Raw genomic sequence first — 21,479 nt, 5'->3', positions numbered from 1 at the left:
GCTTTAATGAAACACCCACAGCACGGCAGGTTTTCGCGCAGCCGACTGGCACTCGCCATCACATTGTCTGTTAGCGTTCTTAGTGACTTCGCTTATGCCAACGCGAGTCCGGCGGAAACTGATATTGAACACATTACGATTGAGGATCATACCGGTCATATTTTGTCAGGTCATACCGCTGTACTGAGCGATACCGAAATTGAACGCAAAGGTGCCGCTAACGCTGACACCGCCAGTTTGCTGCGTGGTTTAGCCGGCGTCCATCTCAATGCCGCTGGCGGTTTATCCAGTCTGCCAGCAATTCACGGCCTGGCCGACGACCGCCTGCGGGTGAAAGTAAATGGCATGGACCTGATATCCTCTTGTCCAAACCACATGAATCCGCCGCTATCCTACATGGCACCAGGTGACGTAGGCTCGTTAACCGTCTATGCCGGGTTATCGCCCGTCAGCGTCGGCGGCGACAGTCTCGGTGGCTCTATTATTGTACAGTCGCTGCCACCTGAGTTTTCATCTGGCAGCGCGGCAACGTTCTCCGGCAAGGCTGGCGGTTTCTACCGAAGTAATAACCATGCCCGCGGTGCAAACCTTTCGCTGCAATATGTTTCAAAGACTACCCTGCTCAGCTATACGGGGAACTGGAGTGAAGCCAATAACTACTCAGCCGCCGAAGCATTTAAAACACAGACAACCACTGGCCGACCGAATCACCAACTTGCCCTCGATGAGGTGGGGTCCAGTGCCTATGAAAACCAAAATCACAGCGTACGTTTTGCCTGGCAGGCCGATCAGAATAACCGCCTTGATGCCAGACTGAGCTATCAGGATATGCCTCTGCAGCTTTACCCGAATCAGCGCATGGATTTACTGGATAATGAACAAATCAACCTCAACCTGGCATGGCATCGCGACACTGATTGGGGTCAGGTAACGACCCGTGTCTACCATGAAGAGGTGGACCACATGATGAATTTTGGTGCTGATAAACAATTCTGGTATGGCAGCAATGCCATGATGGGAATGCCCTGCACACCGATCCGTTTTATGGGCGACCCGGAGGGCACCTGTGCGGCCGGAATGCCCATGTACAGTGAGTCAGACAACAATGGCCTGACCGTAAAAGCCGATTATTATCTGGCTGCCAATGATGTTCTGCGTGTTGGGCTGGAGCTTCAGCAATATAGTCTCGACGATTACTGGACGCCATCGGGTGGTGGAATGGGCCCCGGTACGTTCTTAAATATTAATGATGGCCAGCGTGATCGCATTGCCATTTATGCTGAGCGTGAACATGCAACCGCTGCTAACTGGTTACTTATGTATGGCCTGCGCTATGAAAATGTAGCCATGCAAACCGGTGAGGCAGAAGGTTATGCCATGGGTGCTAATGCACCCGGTATGCAAATGATGGAAGCCTTGGCTTTTAACAATGGCTCACGCAGCTCCACCGACAACAACTTTGATGTCACGCTTGTAGCGCGCTATCAGGCGAGCCGTGAGCTTAATGCTGAGTTCGGCTACGCTCACAAGGTGCGTTCAGCCAACTTGTATGAGAAATACACCTGGTCGTCATGGATGATGGCTGCCGGTATGAATAACCTGGTTGGCGATGGCAACGGCTACGTGGGAAATGCGTCATTGTCACCAGAACAAGCCCATACTATTTCAGCGAGTATCAGCTGGCAGGATGAGCAACATAATTCGCTAACCGTTACCAGTTACTATACCTACATTTATGACTATATCGATGCAGTAGCGGCCAATATGATGTGGATGCCGGATCAATTTAACGTATTGCGCTACGACAACCAGTCTGCCCGCATCTATGGTACGGATGTAAGTGGCACCTGGCATATCAGCCATGGTAGCAGCGGCCACTGGCAACTCGATGGCAGCCTGAGTGCCACCAGTGGCGAAAATAAAGACACTGGTTCTGGGTTATATCAGGTCATTCCTTTACAAGGCTCATTAACCTTATCACATCGGTTGGATGGCTGGCAGAGTAGTCTTGAATGGGTGTTAGCAAGTAACAAGAAAAAGGTGTCTGCGATCCGTAATGAAATTGAAACCGCAGGATATGGCTTACTGAATCTGCAGGTGAGTCACCAGTGGGCTTCATTTCGCATCGATGCCGGTGTTGAAAACCTGCTCGATAAGTTTTACTTCAATCCTACCGGCGGCACCTACACCGGCCAGGGCATGACCATGTCTCTCAATGGCATTCCCTACGGGATAGCGGTGCCGGGTATGGGGCGTGCGGTTTACGCAGGGTTTCAGTGGCAATTTTAAAGGTCTGAAAAGAGGTGTGGCGGCTTGGCTTAATCGTTGTTGCGGACGATAAATGCCACACCTTTTCTTTTTTGCTCTCTTGCGCCCGGTCAAACCGTCTTCGCAAAACTCCGGTATACTAGCCCACAATGATTTAATTTGGTGCTAACATGCTACTGCTGTTGTTTCTTCTTATTTTTGGCCGACGCCGTATTCCTGCTGGTTTCACTTTGTTTCTGGCGTTACTGGAGATCGGCCTGGTCAATATTTTCATCGCCCTGAACGGGGCAGCCAGTAATCCCTTCAGCAGTATTTTGCTGGTACCACTGGTGTTGAGCTTGATGTTGCTGCCTTTTAAAGCTGGCTTTGTGGTGTTGGCTGTCAGTATCGTGGGGCAAAGCCTGCAACTCATTGTGCCAGCTGCCGACCACCACTCAGCTATGATGCAAAATCATGCCCAGGGAATGGTACTAAGTTTTGTATTAACCAGTTTACTGGTCACCACTGTGATCTTTTATTTTCGCTTACAGCTGGGCGCAAAAACCGCGGCCATTCAACAGCTTCGTGAACGCCAGCTCAGAGACGAACAGTTACTGGCCATCGGCACTGCCGCAGCACAGCTTACCCATGATGCGGCTACTCCGGTGCAAACCATGCGGTTGATTTTAGAGGAACTCGAGGAAAGCCTCGACGATAGCTTACTTATTGAGCTTGAGGGGCAGTTTACTCAGCTCGAAACCTTATTGAAAAACTGGCGTGACGTGGCGGACGATGTTCGCGAATCAAGAACCAGCTTGTTTGAAGCCGCCGCGTTGATTACTTCAATCAGGCATTTACTGCTGCTCGCCCGCCCTGAAGCTGAAATCAGCTGGCCGCCCCGGATAGATGTGACAGACAGCGTTAAAGGCGACCGCACCCTGATCCCCGCTCTGGCCAACATTGTGATTAACGCTTGTGACGCTGCTTCAGGCAGTGCCGTAACGGTGAGCGTGGACGCTGAGCAATCCGTTTTTCGATTAACTGTCACCAATCCAATAAATAAAGACAACCCTTTCCCTAAGGAACTGTTAGGTTCCCGCTTTATTCACAGTGAGTCGGGGTTTGGTGTAGGCGCGGTCTTATCGAACGCTACCATTGAAAAATGTGGCGGCAAGGTCAGTTGGGAGAAAAGCAGCAATCTGGTAACAACGTTGATTGAACTGCCCTTGGCTAATCAGGGAGAACCCAGGGTTGACTAAGCCATTACTAATTATTGATGATGACACGCGACTTACAGCGGTTCTGGCACGGCGCTTTGCTACAACGGGGAATTATTCAGTAACGACCTATGCTCAGGCCAGTGAAGCCCTGGCAGCGCCAGCCACGCCCTGTTATGGCATATTACTGGACATGATGATTGGCGACGAACTGGGTCTTGAGTTTATCAGTGCACTGAAAGCCCGCTATCAGCCACAACACCTGATCATCATGACTGGCTACGCCAGCATTGCCACCACGGTAACCGCAATGAAACGCGGGGCCACGGACTACCTGGCGAAACCAGCCAGCTTTAATGAACTTATCAGTAAACTTGAGGGACAACCAGCTACCACAACAGCTGAACATAAACCGCTGACTGCGGCACAAGCCGAGTGGGAACATATTCAGCGGATCCTCGCCGAGCATGACGGTAATATTTCCAGAACGGCAGAAGCGTTAGGTATGCACCGGCGCAGCCTGCAACGTAAACTGCAAAAACACTCGCCAACAAAAAAATAAGCCCCGGCGAAGCCGGGGCTGCAGACTGACTAGACAGCCTGTGGGGTATAAACGGTAATCCGTGTTACCAACACCCCGATAAGAGCCCCTTTTGCCAGGGGCTACAGCTCACAGAGGGAACATCTGCAATTAATTTTTGCTCAGCAAATCTCGTTGTTTGGCCAGTTGCAGGTTTTGCGAAACAATACGCTGCTTGGTTTTTCTCTCATTGGCCAGGGTTAAATCAGCAATACATGCCGGAGTGTTATCGGCCAGGCAGTGCATCACTGCACGGTTGTTAAGAGCGAATACGTTGTTGTTGCTGGCATCAACAGCTTCATCACAGTGCGCTTTTGCACTGTCTAAGTCACCAACCGCTACATAAGCAACACAAAGGTTATTCACCAGCGGTAAGCGGTTTACACTCACACTGGTACGAGCCAGTGTTGCTTTAGTACGGGCAATACCTTTAGCAAAATCGCCCTGTTCAATTTCGCGAACGCCATTCACATCGCGCATACTGGTTTTTAGTTGAAAAGACTCGGTGGTAACCTGGCTGCTTGCCATTACGCCACCAGCAAATGAACAACATACAGCAACGAGCAACGGCTTTTTGATACGGTTAATGAAAGGCATAGTTTTTTCCTCAACACAACGAACAGTTATTTGTTAGCCTTATCCTCTGTCGACATGCACAAACTTGCTTGTTAACCAAAAGGCCACTACTTGTTTAAATTTCGATTGAGTATGTAACACGACTCGCTAAGCTGCCTGATGAACAACAAATTAAAACCTAAAGAATAACTAATGGTTTATTTATTTCTTTTTTTATAATGAGTTACAATAAAATCTAATGAAATTCCGGAGACCTAAGGTTGTCATTTAATCCCCCACCCGGCAAAGGATGCTTTACCATTAACGCCATCGTGGTGGATATTGGCGATCACACTATCCGAACAGGCAGGGATATTCGGCGCATTGAACCGAAAGCCATGCACGTGCTTTACCTGCTTGCCTGCAATGCCGGCGACACGGTGGAACGTGGTGAATTATTGCGCGATGTCTGGAACGGTCGGGTGGTAGTGGAAGAAGCATTAACCCGGATCATTTCTCAGTTACGTCAGGCGCTTGGCGATAGTCAGCAACGCCGGCTTATTCAGACCGTGCCGAAAAAAGGCTATCGATTACGTGGTGAAGTTAACTGGCAAACCACCCCGCCACCACCAGAACCCGCCCCGTCGCCAGATAGCACAGAATCTGTGACGTCAGGAATACCTGCTCAGGAGGCATTAGAGCCTCCTGCAGACCCGGCACCAGCGACACAACCTGCACCACAAAAAGCGCTTTCCGCTGCCCCGGTAGTCAGCAGAAAGGCCTTGTTTGTTGCTGTTGTCCTATTTGTACTAGTGGCGGTTGTGGTGTTTACGCTCACTAAAACAGTCACAAACGATACCATCGAGGCCGATGTACAACGCATTTCGGTAGCCGTGTTACCACTCAGGCAACTGAGTAATGATGATGACACGCTTTATTTTGCCGACGGTATTACCGAGGAGCTCACCAATTCCCTCACCCGCAACAAGAATCTCGACGTACCATCGCGCTACTCTACTCTGGCGGTCACCAATTCAGAGCGTAATAGTTTGTCTGATGTGGCTCGGTCGCTGGGCGTACGTTTTCTGGTAGAAGGCAGCGTCAGACGTATAGATGACGAATTTAAAATTGCTGTTCGCCTTATCGATGCAAAAACTGACCGCGTGGTGTGGTCTGAAAGTTACACCAATACAGCGTCCAGCTTATTTGCCATTCAGCAAAATATAGCCCGGCACCTGAATGAAGCACTATTGCCCCTGGATAATGAAGCTGCGGTAACTCAGACATCCTCGCCAGACAATATCGAAGCTTACCAGTACTATCTGCGCGGTAATTACTGGCTGATGAACGGCAAAACCAGCGAGTGGATCTATAAATCTGAAGCTGCCTTCCAACAGGCGGTAGAGCTCGCACCTGATTTTGCCGCCGCCCACGGCAAGCTGGCGTACCTTTATGCCCGTCATGATTTTCATGACGCCTTTATGCCCCGCGAAGAAGCGTTGCAAAAATCCGCAGCCGCCATTTCCACAGCATTACGCAGCAATCCACACGAAACCAATGCGTTACTGGCCAGCGTGATCATTGCTACCGCCGCAGGCAATTTCAGTTCAGCGGAAACCACATTGAATGGCATTCTCGATCGTCAGCCTAATCACGCTACCGCCCTGTATATCTATTCTGAGCTGGAGCTGGCCCGTAACCGTTTTGATGCCGCTCTTTCCCGCGCACAGCAGGCCTACGAGCTTGATCCGCTCTCCCCATGGATCAACGTTAATCTGGCCATAGTGCATTTCTGGCGCAATGAATACCAGGTAGCACTTAAAGCGGTGCAAAACGCCATTAGTATCGACAGCAATTATACCTGGGCCTATGTCTGGCAGGCGAAAATTTTACATCGGCAGGGGCAATTAAGCGCGGCAGTAGCCAGTATGCTGCAATCAGCAGACATCGACTCAGCCTCAGGAGTCAACTCCGCTTATACGGGCCTGTTATATCTGGAGCTGGGCGATAAAGAGCAGGCTGAGCAGTGGTTCAGACACACCGCAAGCTTACTGGGTGACACGCCCCACGCCAGATTCTGGCAGGGCTTACAGCGCTTTACTCAGCCACAACAGTCAGCTGATGTCGCCCGGCAGTTAATGCTTGAATTACCCTTACTCGACAATCGAATTTTTAGCCTGTTGCCTCTGCTTTATCAAAACTACCTGCAAAGCGGTGAAAGTGAGGCCGCTATCAGCTATTTACGAGGTCGGATTGCCGAACGGATTGCCGAACGGATTGCCAACACGGCGCCAGAGGTAAATATACACAATTTCCGTTTCTATGCGGCGCTGCAGGCTTTAACGCCTCTACCGGATGCGACGTCTGAAGCCCTGCAACAATTGGTAGCGACAATTGGTGATAACGCTGCGCCACTATTGATCTACCCTTTGATGAGCGGGCAACAGAAAACATCTTACTCCGCCAGTAGTCCAGGCGGCTGGATCGATTACTACTGGCTTATTGAAGCGGACAATACGACTGAAGACATCCGTAAGAAACTACTCGAACAGCACCAACAAGCTGCTAGCCAGCGGGCATTACTCACACCTTAGAAACCCGGTGGTGGCTTACGATGGCCCGTTGCCTGTTCGTAACTATAAGACAACCTGATGAGAGTTGATTCGGCAAACAAACGACCTACAAAGCTTATCCCTGCGGGTAAACGCTGCTCACGGGTGAATCCCATGGGAACGGTAATGGTTGGCAGGCCGGTGTGCGGGGCAATATGCTGACTGTTGTCCCCTTTATGCCCCTCGGTATCCGCAATTTTGCGCGGCGGAAAACTCCAGGTAGGATAAATTAGCGCATCAACACCCGCTTCATCCATAGCCTTTACTACTTGCTCACGAAAATGACTATTACGCGGATTGGTGTAAAGATCACCGCAGTCCTGCCCCTGATTTTCCGGGTCCAGCATATACTCCAGAGATTCTTTTATGGGCACCGAATACAACTGTGCGTCGTAAATCGCCTGCAGCGAATCATAACGGGAAACGTTTGCCACAGAGTTGAGGTAACCATTAACGTCACTGACAAAAGTATTACACCAGTTATCTTTAATCAGGCTGGCATAATCGTCGATAGCTACGGTGATCACCTGCGCACCTCGCGCTATCAGGTCGCTCACTGCCTGATTAAACAGCGTATTAATTTCGTCATCAATGGTGGCGGTATCGGTGTAATAATGTAGTACGCCTATGGTTGCTCCTTGCAGGCCATCGGCCTGCAAGGAGCTCAGATAACTGGCGGGACGCTGTCCCTGGCTCCTCGCCGTGATGGGATCGGCTTCATCATAGCCAGCAATCACATCCAGCACGCGCACCGCATCTTCAACCGTGCGAGCCATAGGGCCACCAATATCATTGCGTAAATAAAGCGGAATAATACCATCACGACTGGTTAAGCCCATGGTGCTGCGGATCCCCACCAGCGCATTATGAGAGGCTGGTCCGCGAATGGAATTGCCTGTATCGGTGCCCAGCCCTACTGCCCCCAAATTGGCAGCAACTGCAGCGGCGGTGCCGCCACTAGAGCCTGCCGGGCTACGTGATAGATCATACGGATTACGGGTTAATCCTGCCACAGAACTCATGGTCCAGCTCGGGCTGAAGGCCCACTCGGCCATATTGGATTTAGCTAGTACGATGGCACCAGCCGCCTTTAAGCGCGCCACCTGAAAGGCATCATCGGGCGGCGTAACGCCTTTCAGCGCTACCGAACCACCGGTGGTTTGCAGCCCACGGGTATCATAATTGTCTTTCACAATAACCGGTATGCCATGTAACGGCCTGAGTTTTCCGCTGCGGGCAAACTCGGCATCCAGGGCTCGGGCCTGGACCAGTGCCTGCGGATTTACCGTGACGATAGCGTTTAAAAAGCGACTTTGGTCAAGCCTGGCAATGCGCTCCAGGTACTGTCTGGTTAGCGCCTCTGCGCTCAGCTCGCCAGCCATCATGGCCTGATGAATATCAGCTATGGTGGCTTCCTGCAGGGTAAATTCCGATATTATGGGCGTTTGCGCTGGTTTAGGGTTATCAGTTGTTGTCTGGCACCCGGCGATACACCAGCAAATGACAAGTAGTAACGCAAGCTTCATAACGTCTCCTTTACCCTCAATCAGTGGCAGGTTAGTAAACCGACCGTTTGCCGGTTTGTGGCACGGGCGTGACCAAATCCGGCTTAAACGACTCAGCCAGTGCTGCCGAAGCATTCAGCAATAAACCGGTATCGGTGCCTACGCCTACAAACATCGCTCCCAGCTCAATATAGCGTAAGGCCAGTTGTTGATCGCCAATCAGTATGCCCGGCGCTTTACCGGCCTTTACGATTTTAGCAATGCAGGCCTCGATAACCTTTTGCACCTCATCATGCCCCGGATCGCCAAGGTAGCCCATGGATGCACTTAAATCCGCCGGGCCGATAAAAATACCATCCACCCCGTCGACTTCTAAAATAGCATCGAGATTTTCCACACCGATCACCGTTTCAATCTGAATCAACACGCAGACCTGATCGTTAGCGGTTTCCAGATAATCTTTAGTGCGGTTAAATTGCGACGCCCGGGCCAGCGGGCTGCCAACACCGCGGATCCCTTCTGGTGGATAACGGGTGGCAGCCACCACTTCAGCAGCCTGTCCGGCCGTATCGACCATGGGCGCCAGAATGGTTTGCACACCCAAGTCCAGAATTTGCTTTATACGCACCGCGTCCGGCCACGGCGGGCGCACGATGGGCACTGCTGGATAAGGCGCAATGGCCTGCAATTGCTCAAGTATGGTGCGCAAGTCATTGGGTGAATGTTCCGCGTCGATGAGCAGCCAGTCAAAGCCAGCACCAGCGAGCAATTCGGCGGTATAACTATTCGCCAGTCCCAGCCACAAACCAATTTGTGCTGTGTCACCGGTGATAGCCTGTTTAAATGTATTTATCGGGGCAGGCATAGGGTACTCCTGATTGTCAGAGCCAGTCTTACGCTGGCTTCATTACAGATAAAGATGGTTTGCACGAGTGATTGGACTTTACCTGTTCCCCAGTATACGGAAATTCACCACAATGTTGAGTCTGTTAGCAGGCTCACTGTGTGATTTATCGCAATGAAAGTAAAAATGATGCCGATGGCAGCGATAACACCCCGACGATATCACTTCAGCAACATTCACTCAGGTTCAGTAATCAGAGCAACTAGCTCCCGTCACTACCCTGCATATAACAACGGCTCCCCTGGGCATTATTGGTCAGGGGTTTCTGGCCCGACGTATTGTTGAATTTCATCAGGGCGAGCTAGCCGTGACTACGTCCCCTGGCAATAGCGACAACGATTTTAGCGTTTATCTCTCACTGCCCCGTCCCAACAACATTCCCTCCGTCTCAGAGTGCGGCTATGCCCAGGCTAACTTCTCGTTGTATGCGCCCAATTTAACGACAGATCTTCTTTTCATACAGCTTTAAGCCGGTAAGATGAGACGCTAAGGTTTCTTTGCCTGCTGGCATCATGCCAACAGGTCACAACACGTAAGGATAGGTTGTATGGATTTAGGACTTAAAGGTAAGCATGCCATTGTCTGCGCCTCTAGCCGTGGCTTGGGCCGGGCCTGCGCTCAGGCACTGGCAGACGCCGGGGTTAATCTGGTGATCAACGGTTTGAATGCAGAACGACTGGCCTCTGTAGCTAAAGAAATGAGTGACGCAACCGGCGTCACAGTCACGCCGGTTGCCTGTGACGTCAGCACACCTGAAGGACAGGCCAAACTGCTGGCGGCCTGCCCGGCACCGGATATTCTGGTAAATAACAATGGTGGACCACCACTCAAAGACTTCCGTGAACTGGATAATGAGGCCATGGTGGACGGCATAAACATGAACATGCTAACACCGATTAACCTGGTGCAGCAGGTGCTTGATGGCATGGTTGAACGTGGTTTTGGCCGTATCATAAACATTACGTCAATGACGGTAAAAATGCCGGTTGCCGGACTGGATCTTTCCAGTGGAGCCCGCGCTGGCCTGACGGCTTTTCTGGCCGGTATCGCCCGTACTGTGGCCGACAAAAATGTCACCATCAACAATATCTTACCGGGTTACTTCGCCACCGACCGTTTAGATGGCGTTTTAAATGCGGGCATGGGTCGAACTGGCAACGACAAAGAAACGGTAGCGAAAGAGCTCGCCGCCAAAGTACCCGCCAACCGCTTTGGCGATCCTAAAGAGTTTGGCAATACCTGTGCTTTTCTGGCCAGCCAGTATGGCGGCTATATCACCGGGCAAAATATTCTGCTTGATGGCGGGTTAAATCCCAGCGCATTTTAAAATTAAATGTGAGACTGACCCAGCGAACCAGGCCAGTCTCACCCTTGCCTCATTGAATCATTCAACAGACAATTAGGGACCCTTTAAATACTCAGGTTAACCCGAGTGATATCCACAATCACTTATTTGGCCGCTTGATAATGTAGGGACGCTGACTGAACTCATCAGCCGAGAGAGTCACTTCAACCGGTTCTGCCTTACCCATAAACCGAACCTTAACGGTTACCGGAGCCAGTTTCGGCGCAGCAAAGTAAACCGGGCGTGCACTTTGCGCATTATACCCACCGCCAGTTGATACCATTCGGGTACCCAGGACCTCGCCAGCCTGATTATAAAAACGTACTTCAGCACCAGCCTGGGTATAATGCCCTTTACTGTCGGTTACCAGAATCGACAACATACGGGCTCTAGCCTCATCATCCAGATGACTGCGGAACACAAAATGGCCTCCGGTATCGCCATAACCATCAGTGACCGACAGGTCTAATGCACCATCATTGTTGTAGTCGACCCACTCAACACCATGATCACCGGCTGTTACCAGTTCCGGGAAACGTTCGTCCACTGTAAAGCCAGTCCCGGTATTGTGATATAACTTGCCGTAAGGCTCTGAAACACCATCAACTTTGTGGTAACCCACAGCAATTAAGTCTAACAATCCGTCATTATCGTAATCACCCCAGGCCGCTGCCACCGTATGATCCGGATCCTGAACACCCATGGCTTTACCTACTTCGGTAAAGCTACCATCACCATTATTCTGGTATAGCAGGTTTAGGCCATAGGTCGCCACGTACAAATCCAGACGACCGTCATTATTAAAATCACCAACGGCACAACCTACGCCACCTTCGACGCGGGAGCGGCTGCTTTGCTCCATACCCAGCTCTTTGGCTATATCGGTAAATATTCCTTCATCATTTCTGACCACTGCATCGGTCTGACCGTTTTGATTAGCCAGGAACAAGTCCAGATCGCCATCGCTATCGATATCAAACCAACAGGCGCCTACCGTCCAGCGTACATCATAAATCTTTGATTCAGATTTAGCCGGGATAAACTTACCGTCCTGATTATAAAACAACGCGTTAGCGCCAGCACGGTCAGCAGCATACACATCCAGCTGACCATCGTTGTTGACATCAACCCAGTTGGTTTGCCGACTGATGCGACCGTAATTAGCCAGGCCTGTTTCAACGCCGACTTCTGTAAAGCTTTTACCCTGTTCGTTATGCCAGACATAAGAACGGCTGGCAAAAGGATATTCATTGGAGCCGCCGATAATATCAAGATAACCATCGTTATCATAATCGCCCCAGGATACGCCGCGAATTTGATCACCGGAAACAGGCAATCCAAGCTTAGCGCCAACGCTAACGAACATCCCGTTGTCGTTGCGGTACAAGCGGACTTCGCCGCCTTTAATAGAAATCAGGTAATCCAGATCACCGTCGTTATCATAATCACCCCAGGCCTGGGATACCGAACCTTTCTGGGCAAACACGTCTGCTTGTACCGAGCTAAAACTCTGTGTTGTCGCCGCCTGAACACAGGCGGCGAAAGTGGTAGCAACACAGAAACTAATAATTGTCTTCTTCATGTGTTGTTCCTATGGTTGAGTCAGCACTTCTTTTGCTTCAGCATTCGCTTCAATTTCGCTGCGTTGCAGCCATAACGTCCGATACTCGTCGCTATGCAGAAATTGCAGTTGATCTGAATAATGGTGCGAGCCCTTCTGACGTGAATTGCCATACGCCATCATTCCTTTTGCTTTGATTGGCGTTGAGAATTCAACCATAGACACCCAGGTCTCACCGTGATAGGGCTCACGAATACCGTCGCCATCCGGATCCATCCAGGTGATCACATTAAACGCACCTAAATTACCGAAACCACCGTGACCAGGTAAATTAACGTCTTCAATAATGAAGCGGTTAATGTCGCCAAAGCGCGGATCAATCCTGCCATATTTTTCTTTGGTTTTCGCGATCGCTACCCGCAGCATGTCCACGGCTTCCGCAGCGTCATTTAGACCCACAGGTGTAGTGATTGGTGCATCCAGAGACCATGGAGTCTTATAATTGTCTTTGCCAAGGAAACGGGGAGGCGGACCAGAAAACTCAGTGGCAAAGGCTTCAAACAGCATGCCTGCCCGGTTGTCTTCGGCGAATGTACGATCCCACTCAGCCAACAGTTTAACTGCAGCCTGCATGTCAGGGTCTTCATCATCAGCGGCAGCAGCCAGCAACTCATCCAAGATACGATCAGCCATCAGCGCATAAGTAGACGTTTTGATCTCTTCAAAATCATCAAAGCTTAATTTGTCGCGTTCCACCATCATTTTTACTGCTTGTTGAGCTCGGAACGACATAGGCCCCTTCACCGCAACATAATCAGGAAAATCTTCTGGTTTATAAACAGGTGGATAGGTAGCGACCCATGGTGGATCATTCGCATTTTGCACAAAGCCACTGGGCGGATTAATGACCTTAGGTAATTCGTCATAACTGTGGATTTCATTCCAAAGGTATTCAGAAGTATCCCCCGGCACAAGCCCTTTCCAGAAAGCCATATCGCCTTTATCACGTTTGGGTAAGATACCATTATCGAGGTATTCGATGTTACCGGCTTTATCTGCATAAGTGATATTAAAGGTAGGTATTTGCAGGCGCTTCATGATGGTCTGAAACTCTTCAAAATCCTTGGCCTGCAGCATATCAAAGTACTGTTGCAGCATGCCGGGCCGGTCAAGACCCGCTACTCGCAGCGCTATAATCTCACCATCATCCCGCTCAAATACGGCTCCGTGAACAGTTTTCCTTACCAGCAGTGATTTTTCAATCGTACTACCATCATCCTGCAGAACTTTATAAGTTTTACTCTGTGACTCAAACTCACGCACTTCGCCGTCGAACACATACCCCCCATCTTGTAGAGTCAGATGATAAGACGTTGCGCCCAGCATGCCGTTTACGGTATTGGAAATCCCCATATTCTGATTAAACGCAAAGCGAATAACCGGCAATCCCACCTGGGTTGCACCGTACATTTCAAAATCCGGACCAATCAAATGTGCTTCATAATAGGTAAAGAACCCGGTTACCCAGGGTAAATGTGGGTTTTGCAACAGCAACGTATTACCACTTTTGGATTTTTGTGGCATAACAGCATAGGTATTAGATCCAGATTTCACCGGTGGCGCAGCATTTCCTATCACTCGTCGCGGGTTCGCCACATAAATAAAATTCATCAGCCGATGAGCGTGGGTCACCACGTCCACACCAGTAACTGGCAGTACTTTTAGCACCTCAGGATCAATTGTGTCTCCATGCTTTGTGGCATAGTCATTAATCCCCTGCGCAAAAGCATCCAGGTTTTGTTTGAAGGCATCAGATTGTTGGTCATACCATTGTTTACCACGCTCAGGTACGTCATTGCCGAGTAACCATTTGTCGGTATCTTCGTATTCTGAACCCCAGTACTCAGCACCGCGGGCACGGGCCTGGCCATATAATCGCAGCACTACATCGCCCTGGCTCTTGGCCTGAGACCAGCCAAAGCCGTAAAATACCGCTGCGGCATCGCTTCCATAGATATGTGGGACGCCAAATTTATCCCAGATTATTTCTGTACCGTTTACTGGTTGAGCCGTTTCTGTGGCCTGAGGTTCTGCAGAACCTGAAGTTGAAGCATCACAGCCAACTAATAACAGACTCAGCAAACTACCGAGTAATACTAGCTTTCTTATGTTAGTCATAATTGAATTCTTTGTTCCTAGAAAAAGAGAAAAGCGGGACTTTCCGGCCCCACTGACGAAGCTCATCCGGTTACCAGGCGTAGGCTGCTCTCAGATACCAGCTTCCACCCGTGAATCCATAGGGTGAATAGGTATCGTAAAAGCCTGTACCAAAGGCATTCATCGAACGTTCTTCAGGATAGGTATTGAAGATATTATTCGCCCCGGCAAACAGCTCAACACCGTTTTCAAACACATAGCCAGCTTCTAAATCAACGATCCACTGAGTCTCATTGTCTCGATCCTGCTCTGCTGTGGCGGCGATGACTTTCCATGGGCCAAACAAGGTTGCACGGGCATTCATTAACCAGCCATCAACTGCATAATTGGCCGAAAATGTTGACTTGTAATCGGGTACTGCATCGGTATAAGTACCCAGACGTGCACGATCAAATTGTTCAATCTGCGTCCCATCGGCTAACACTAAACCCGATAATTCTTCCGGGTTATCATCTACATGCACTACGTCTACTGTGTTGTAGTTAAAGGCGCCGCTTAACGTGATATCACCGTACGCGAGTTCGGGCGACCAGGTTGCAACAACATCAACACCACGGCTTCGGGTATCAATGGCATTGGTAAAGTAGTTCACTGCGCCCAGCGATTGGTCAAACCCTGCGGCATCAAGAAGCAGTGAAATTTGGTCACCAATTGAACCACCACCCGCTGCTGCACGGGTATCACCACGATTAAACTGGGTAGACATTGCAATACGATCATCTACATCGATCTGATACACATCCAGCGTGACCGAGAGATTAATGGCCGGGTTGAATGTCAGACCTGCACTGAAGTTTGTGGATTTTTCAGGTGTAAGCGGCTCTGCGCCAAGCGCACGGGCTGCTGGTGCAGTTGAAGGTAACGTCTGGCGCAAAACGATAGTTTCTGCATCCCCATCATTGTCCAAATCAACGAACTGGCCACGACTACCACGGAAACCAAGCTGCTGAATACTGGGGGCGCGGAAACCAGTACTGGCAGAAGCACGGAAAGCCACTTCATCGCTGATTTCATATCGTGAATTCAGTTTAAAGAGTGTCTCGTTACCGGCAGAGTCCGTAAAGCTCTCATAACGCATAGCCCCTGCCACAAATAATTTATCAGTAACGTCCCATGATACATCGACGTAACCGTTTATATTGTTACGCGACACATCGTTTTCTGCTCCAGGTTCAAAACCAGGAAAGCCCTGAGCTCCAGGCGCAGCGCCTGTATTTCCATCGACATAACTCAGTTCTTCACCGCGGACAATTTCAAAGCCTTCATAGCGATATTGCATACCAAACGAAAATTGCATGTCACTGCCATCAAGCAGGATAGCGCGTGTCGCATCAAACTGGGCAATCGCCTCATCAGCGTTCATTTCACCCAAGAAAAATGAGGTGGGACTGGCAACACCCAGGCTGGCATTAAGCCCCTCAAGGTTATGCCAGTCTGCTTTATCAGAACCATAGCTGGCCGATACATCCCAGTCGAAGCCCATGGCGAACACTTTCACCCCGGCAACCACTTCAAAATCATCTTCGCGGATCTCTTCAACCGGACGGAAACCAAAAGGATAAATCTCCGGCACATTACGCGCATCAGTTGGACGACGATAGGTAAAAATCAATTCTGAATCACGAGTAGCGTAGGTTGCAAATAAGTACACCTGAGCCGCGTCCAGATCCATACCTGCGTTTAAAGCAAAGGAATTAACCGTTTGTGGAAAATTACCAAAGTTCTTGGTGATCAGACGATCCATGGTGTATTCACGTGGGTCGTAGCTGCCATCGTCCAACTGAGGAAAAAAGGCCAACCCACCATCTTCCGGCAAAGCTACCGGGCGCGCACGGTTCGAGATCTTCTTATCGTTAAAGTCATAGGAGACGTTGACAAAAGCATCATCACCAATGTTAAAACCGCTGTTAACGCCCAGTGTTTTAACTTCACCATCACCACGGTCAAAGTTAGCGCCAGTACTGGTAGTCACCTTGCCGCCTTCATCATTGTCTTTAAGGATAATATTAACCACACCAGAAATTGCATCCGAGCCGTACTGTGCCGAAGCTCCATCCCGCAATACCTCGATACGCTTTATCGCTGACGATGGGATCATATTCAAATCCACACCTGCAGAGCCACTGAACAAGCCTGTACTGGTGTTAATTAATGATGTTTTATGGCGGCGTTTACCATTAACCAATACCAGGGTTTGGTCTGGATTTAAGCCTCGAAGTCCGGCTGAAGCGATAAAGGTTGCAGTACCTCCACCAGCGCGCTGCGGCAGGTTTAAAGACGGAACCAGGTAACGTAAGGATTCAAATAAGCCAACTTGTCCCTGACGTTCCAACTGTTCACTGGAGAACACGTCGATGGGCGTTGGACTTTCGATTACTGAGCGCGGACTACCACGAACACCAGTGATAACAATACTCTCAAATTCACTACCTGCTTTGGTTTCCTGAGCTTCTTCAACTTCTTGTGCAGATAATTGTGAGGATGCAAGTGCAGCAGCAACTGCCGCACCGACTGTAAGCGTTCCCTTCAAACCTTTCACTTTCATTTCTTCTGTTCTCTCAAAGTTGTCAGAAGAAGGCAGCTGCTGTTTTTGTGCCGGGTTCTTTGGTTTTACTACCAGAGTAGAACCAGAATGAACGATCCCCTGTAAGGAGGTATCGGCTAACAACTTATTTAAGCCCTCTTCAATAAGGTAATGACCTTTTAATGCGTTGGTTTTGCATTCGGCCACCAGTGTTTGCGGGAAAATTAATGCTAATCCGGATTGCTGCGCAAAACGTCGCAACCCGTCACCTGCTGACAGCTCAGGTATGTCGAAAAAAATCGCGTTTTGCACTGCAGACGTCTGTGCTCGCACAGGAGATAATGCGACACATTCAATCAGCAGGAAAAACGCTATTAATGTACAACCCTTACTAATCAACTAATTTCCCACTCTGGGCTAAACCGCTCATTGGTCTGCTAAGACTAAACAGTCTCCACCTTTGATGACTTAGCCTTACCTGTTAAGAGAAATGAAAAGAAAAAATCCACCACTCCAAAATGAAATAATTTATAATATTTTTATTTGAAGCCAAAAAATTGCGCCTACAATCATGAAGATTTCATGATGTAGTAAGCATTTTCACCCACTTTTTTGACCCTGAGACCAAGATTCATCTCTAATGAGGTAAATACAGTTTCAAGATTATCAATCGGATAAAAACCACCGACTCGCAAGGTTCGAATTTCGGGATCGGCAATGACGATGTTGTATTTGGTATATCGCGAGACTTCCTCAACCACCGACGACAAACTCTCATCGTCAAAGGCCAGAAAACCTTTTTTCCAATAAAGCTTTTGAGCCAGTGATACCTCATCTTGCTGAGTTACAGAATCAACGGCTTTCTCATTAAAAATTACCTGCTTACCAGCCCCAACAACAACCGAAGTACGCGTTTGAATAGGTGGATTTGTAGAGTGAGAAGAATCGGGCGTTTTTTCGCTGGCATTGACTCTAACCGTACCATGCGAGACCAGAACGTTGACCTGATCGTTGGCTACCCGCACTGAAAAGCTGGTACCCAGCGCCTGGACATCGCCGTTTTTAACCTTAACAACAAACGGGCGGGTTTTATCCGGTGCAACGTCAAAGTTTGCCTCACCTTTGAGCAAATTAATCACCCGACGCTCAAGAGTATAATCGACATCGACTACCGTATTAGTATTTAGAAAAACTTCGGAACCATCGGCTAATTCAAGATTTCGCTGTTGTCCAACGTCGGTCAGAAAGTGCCCATTTGTCGATAATGCCGAAGAGCGTTCCTGAACATACACAGTTGTAGGTATCGCCACCGCAATAACTAAACAAGCTGCCGTTTTTAACGCAAACTCTCTAAACCTGCTCAGTTTCTGTCTTATTACTGGTGAATCATTAGAGAGGTTTTCTCTACCGGTCTCTCGTTGGCCGATATCAGACATTTTGTCCCATAGTTTTGCCAAGCGGATAAGCTCTGCTTTATGGGTCGGATCAAGCGCTATCCATTCATTTAATGCCCGTTGCTCGTCTGCATCAAGCTCACCACTGTCCATTTTGGCCACCCATAGTGCAGCAGTCCGGCTTACCGAATCTTCTGTGGATGGAAAGTTAACCACCTGAGTCATTATTTGTTACTCTGCTTTTGCTTGTTATCTACATTGTCTTTTTGCTGAGTCGCCATCGTTAACGCCTGACGCACATATTCGTCGCACCGTTCGAGCCCTTTGGCTATATGTTTTTCTGCGGTACTAACGGAAATATTCAGCATGACAGCAATGTCTTTAATTTTAACACCATTTATTAACCGGAGTTTAGTCACCCGCTGGCACTGTTCCGGTAACAATGCAATTGCTTCGAGCAACAGCTTTTGCTCCTGTTGCTCAGATAACAGCTCAAATGCATCCTTATCATCACTAATGAGAACCGAGTCGGCAGAATCCTCTATATATTCGGTTAATTTTGTCGATATTTTTGAGTTTTCACGCACTGCCAGATTTTTGGTTGTTTTAAATAAATAGACTTTAGGCAATTGGATAGGTGTGGAACGATCTGCGGCGTAAGTCTGAAGAAACGCTTCCTGCAATATATCGTCTACATCACTTTCTTTTCTTAAGTAACGTTTAACCACTCTGACAAGTGACGACTTACATTCTGTAAATACGGAAAAGATGGACTTTTTGTCCAGCGATTCATCTTGCATAAGAGTTCCTTGCAACGCATCTGCCATCGCATAACGATGTTCAGACTCAATTTAATACCGCATCGCAATGATGCAAAAAGGCAAGGTCCTAAGTCATTCAGCCAAAGGCAGAATGTTGAAGAAAATTAGAATGAAATCGCATAACTGACTGGGTAATTTTTCGAGTTATTGTTATTACTTCTTATCAGATATCAATCGGCGGGTTATTGTTATTATTCCCAACCGGCGCACTTCTAAATCGATTTCGCTCATTTAGAGTAACCCGAGATTTCATCGGGATGCAATAACTCAAAGGGCAAATATAAGGTTATTTTGACAAAACTCTGGCTCGCCCTACAACTTTTACAAATTCACCACGTGAACATTGCAAATTACGCCAATACCTGTTGCTCAAATCATAAAAAAGGGGGCCACCGCCCCCTTGAAGTACAGAATACTGTTAGCTCGTAGCGGGCAGCATATGTCGATTACGCATCTGCAGGTAGCTGAGGACCCACATAATAAAGCCTCCCACAAACAACATTGCAGAGGCGTAACCGGTTTCGTTAAACGTAGCGCCGGATGCCAGCAAAGCGCCCCCTACCCAGGGACCAATAGCGTTCGCGGTATTAAAGGCACATTGCACCAGCGCACCAATCATGGCGTGCCCGGTGGGCGATACGTCCAGTAACATCGACTGAATCACCGCAGCCAGACCAACGCTGGCACCGAGCAGGAATACCGTGACATATAACCACCAGATATTCGCTGCTGCAAACACGTACATGATAGCAATGGCCACACTGCATAACAGGGCAATACCCGTAGTAGCTAACGGCGAGTGATCGGCCAGTTTACTGATCACAAGGTTACCAATTGTGGTGCCAATACCAAACATCATCATGGCAATGGAAATGGTCACTTCCGGAGTTTCCGTTACGTTGATAATGGTGTCTGCCAGATAAGTGTAAATACAGAACACACCGCCGAAGCCGACAAAGATAATCCCGGAGATAGACCATACCAGTTTGTTTTTCAGTACGCCGAACTCTTCCCGCAGGCGGGTTGGATTGGTTACCGGGCTGCTGGGTACCAATCGGTAAATCAGGTACATGGTGATCAACGCCAGAATCGCTACGATTGCCATGCAAACACGCCAGCTAAGGTTCTGCCCGACCAGGGTTGCCATGGGAACACCCACAATAGTGGCAATGGTGAGACCCGCAAACACTTTAGACATATAGGTAGCCCGCTTACCCTTTGGTGCCATGCCGGATGCAACCAGCAACGCCGTACCAAAATAAGCTCCATGGGGTAATCCGGACAGTACCCGGTAAACCACCAGTTCGGGTAAGGATGAAGCAATCGCACTTAACCCATTGCCCAGCAAAATCATTGCGGTAAACCCAATTAATGCAGTGCGACGATTGGTTTTATTGGTCAGCAGCATGAACAATGGCGCCCCAATCACCACGCCGATGGCATAGGCACTGATCACGTTACCTGCCAGCGAGGGAGTGACGCTGAATGATTCAGCGATTAAGGGCAGCATGGACATTGCCGAAAACTCGGTCAGTCCAAGAACAAAGGTGCCGAGCGCCATAGCCAGAATAGGCCAGACCGCCGCGCCCTGTTTAATTTGTGGTGCAGACATAAACAACCTTAAACACATGGCCGAAGCCAGTTAAATAAATGAGTATGCGCCTGTTTAAACTGGTGTTATAAACCTGGCAGAGTAAACGAATAAAACGCGAGTGTTTTTGTAGGAATACAGAGCCAACCGTGCACTGCTTTACCAGCGTTATCTTATCCGGATGGACTATTGCTTTTTTTGTTTGATGGCTTGCATTATACGTTATGTATGCAAAGTAATTCTATGTTTAATACGTGTAACTTATGCCATTTTTTACTTGATTCAAGGCCTCGCAAACAGTCTTTACAAAGCCGCTTCTTTCCATTTCCAATTATTTGATAAGTTTAACAACCAGGAGGAAAATGATAGCCTGTGGTAAGACTTGAATAATGCCGGTAAAAGCCTC

At 48.9% G+C, this 21,479-nt stretch carries 14 protein-coding genes; 5 read left to right on the top strand and 9 right to left on the bottom strand.

Annotation, left to right across the window (positions count from 1 at the left end):
* Positions 1-6: 6 nt before the first annotated feature.
* From AC2T0J_RS16445 to AC2T0J_RS16435, 3 genes are all read left to right on the top strand, one after another.
* The gene (locus AC2T0J_RS16445) at positions 7-2,289 is read left to right on the top strand and encodes a TonB-dependent receptor (protein ID WP_489806856.1); all 2,283 of its coding nucleotides are present in this window, start codon (positions 7-9) and stop codon (positions 2,287-2,289) included.
* Between the two features lie 149 nt (positions 2,290-2,438).
* Positions 2,439-3,506, top strand: coding sequence for an ATP-binding protein (locus AC2T0J_RS16440; protein WP_489806855.1), 1,068 nt, complete (start codon positions 2,439-2,441; stop codon positions 3,504-3,506).
* Positions 3,499-4,026: a response regulator transcription factor gene (locus AC2T0J_RS16435; RefSeq protein ID WP_489806854.1), complete on the top strand. Its 528-nt coding sequence runs from the start codon at positions 3,499-3,501 to the stop codon at positions 4,024-4,026. Before AC2T0J_RS16440 ends, AC2T0J_RS16435 begins: the two co-directional genes overlap by 8 nt.
* 129 nt (positions 4,027-4,155) lie before the next feature.
* Here the strand turns inward: AC2T0J_RS16435 and AC2T0J_RS16430 are convergent, their stop codons facing one another.
* Positions 4,156-4,641 carry a tetratricopeptide repeat protein gene (locus tag AC2T0J_RS16430; RefSeq protein ID WP_489806853.1) on the bottom strand — a complete coding sequence of 162 codons (486 nt, stop codon included), beginning with the start codon at positions 4,639-4,641 and terminating at the stop codon, positions 4,156-4,158.
* A 239-nt stretch (positions 4,642-4,880) separates the two neighbouring features.
* On the opposite strand from AC2T0J_RS16430, the gene AC2T0J_RS16425 reads away from it, so the two are divergent.
* Positions 4,881-7,193 carry a winged helix-turn-helix domain-containing protein gene (locus AC2T0J_RS16425; RefSeq protein WP_489806852.1) on the top strand — a complete coding sequence of 771 codons (2,313 nt, stop codon included), beginning with the start codon at positions 4,881-4,883 and terminating at the stop codon, positions 7,191-7,193.
* Here the strand turns inward: AC2T0J_RS16425 and AC2T0J_RS16420 are convergent.
* Positions 7,190-8,737, bottom strand: coding sequence for an amidase family protein (locus AC2T0J_RS16420; RefSeq protein ID WP_489806851.1), 1,548 nt, complete (start codon positions 8,735-8,737; stop codon positions 7,190-7,192). The genes AC2T0J_RS16425 and AC2T0J_RS16420 overlap by 4 nt on opposite strands.
* Positions 8,738-8,768: 31 nt before the next feature.
* A complete protein-coding gene (hpaI, locus tag AC2T0J_RS16415) occupies positions 8,769-9,581 on the bottom strand; it encodes a 4-hydroxy-2-oxoheptanedioate aldolase (protein ID WP_489806850.1) in 813 nt (270 codons plus the stop codon).
* Positions 9,582-10,167: 586 nt separating this feature from the next.
* On the opposite strand from hpaI, the gene AC2T0J_RS16410 reads away from it, so the two are divergent.
* Positions 10,168-10,947, top strand: a complete 780-nt coding sequence (locus tag AC2T0J_RS16410; protein ID WP_489806849.1) for an SDR family oxidoreductase — start codon at positions 10,168-10,170, stop codon at positions 10,945-10,947.
* 118 nt (positions 10,948-11,065) lie between these two features.
* On the opposite strand, the gene AC2T0J_RS16405 is transcribed toward AC2T0J_RS16410, so the two are convergent.
* From AC2T0J_RS16405 to AC2T0J_RS16380, 6 genes are all read right to left on the bottom strand, one after another.
* On the bottom strand, positions 11,066-12,547 hold the full coding sequence (locus AC2T0J_RS16405; protein WP_489806848.1) for an FG-GAP repeat domain-containing protein: 1,482 nt from the start codon (positions 12,545-12,547) through the stop codon (positions 11,066-11,068).
* 9 nt (positions 12,548-12,556) lie between these two features.
* Positions 12,557-14,704, bottom strand: a complete 2,148-nt coding sequence (locus tag AC2T0J_RS16400) for a penicillin acylase family protein (RefSeq protein ID WP_489806847.1) — start codon at positions 14,702-14,704, stop codon at positions 12,557-12,559.
* Between the two features lie 70 nt (positions 14,705-14,774).
* A complete protein-coding gene (locus tag AC2T0J_RS16395; protein WP_489806846.1) occupies positions 14,775-17,579 on the bottom strand; it encodes a TonB-dependent receptor domain-containing protein in 2,805 nt (934 codons plus the stop codon).
* Positions 17,580-17,836: 257 nt separating this feature from the next.
* Positions 17,837-18,814 (bottom strand): FecR family protein, encoded by a 978-nt coding sequence (locus AC2T0J_RS16390; RefSeq protein ID WP_489806845.1) that lies wholly within the window; start codon positions 18,812-18,814, stop codon positions 17,837-17,839.
* Between the two features lie 71 nt (positions 18,815-18,885).
* Positions 18,886-19,461: an RNA polymerase sigma factor gene (locus AC2T0J_RS16385; RefSeq protein ID WP_489806844.1), complete on the bottom strand. Its 576-nt coding sequence runs from the start codon at positions 19,459-19,461 to the stop codon at positions 18,886-18,888.
* 439 nt (positions 19,462-19,900) lie between these two features.
* Positions 19,901-21,094: an MFS transporter gene (locus AC2T0J_RS16380; RefSeq protein WP_489806843.1), complete on the bottom strand. Its 1,194-nt coding sequence runs from the start codon at positions 21,092-21,094 to the stop codon at positions 19,901-19,903.
* Positions 21,095-21,479: the final 385 nt, after the last annotated feature.

The organism is Alteromonas sp. ISO5 (assembly GCF_058105165.1).
The sequence above is the reverse complement of the archived record's forward strand: the minus strand, read 5'-3'. Positions and strand labels throughout refer to the sequence as shown.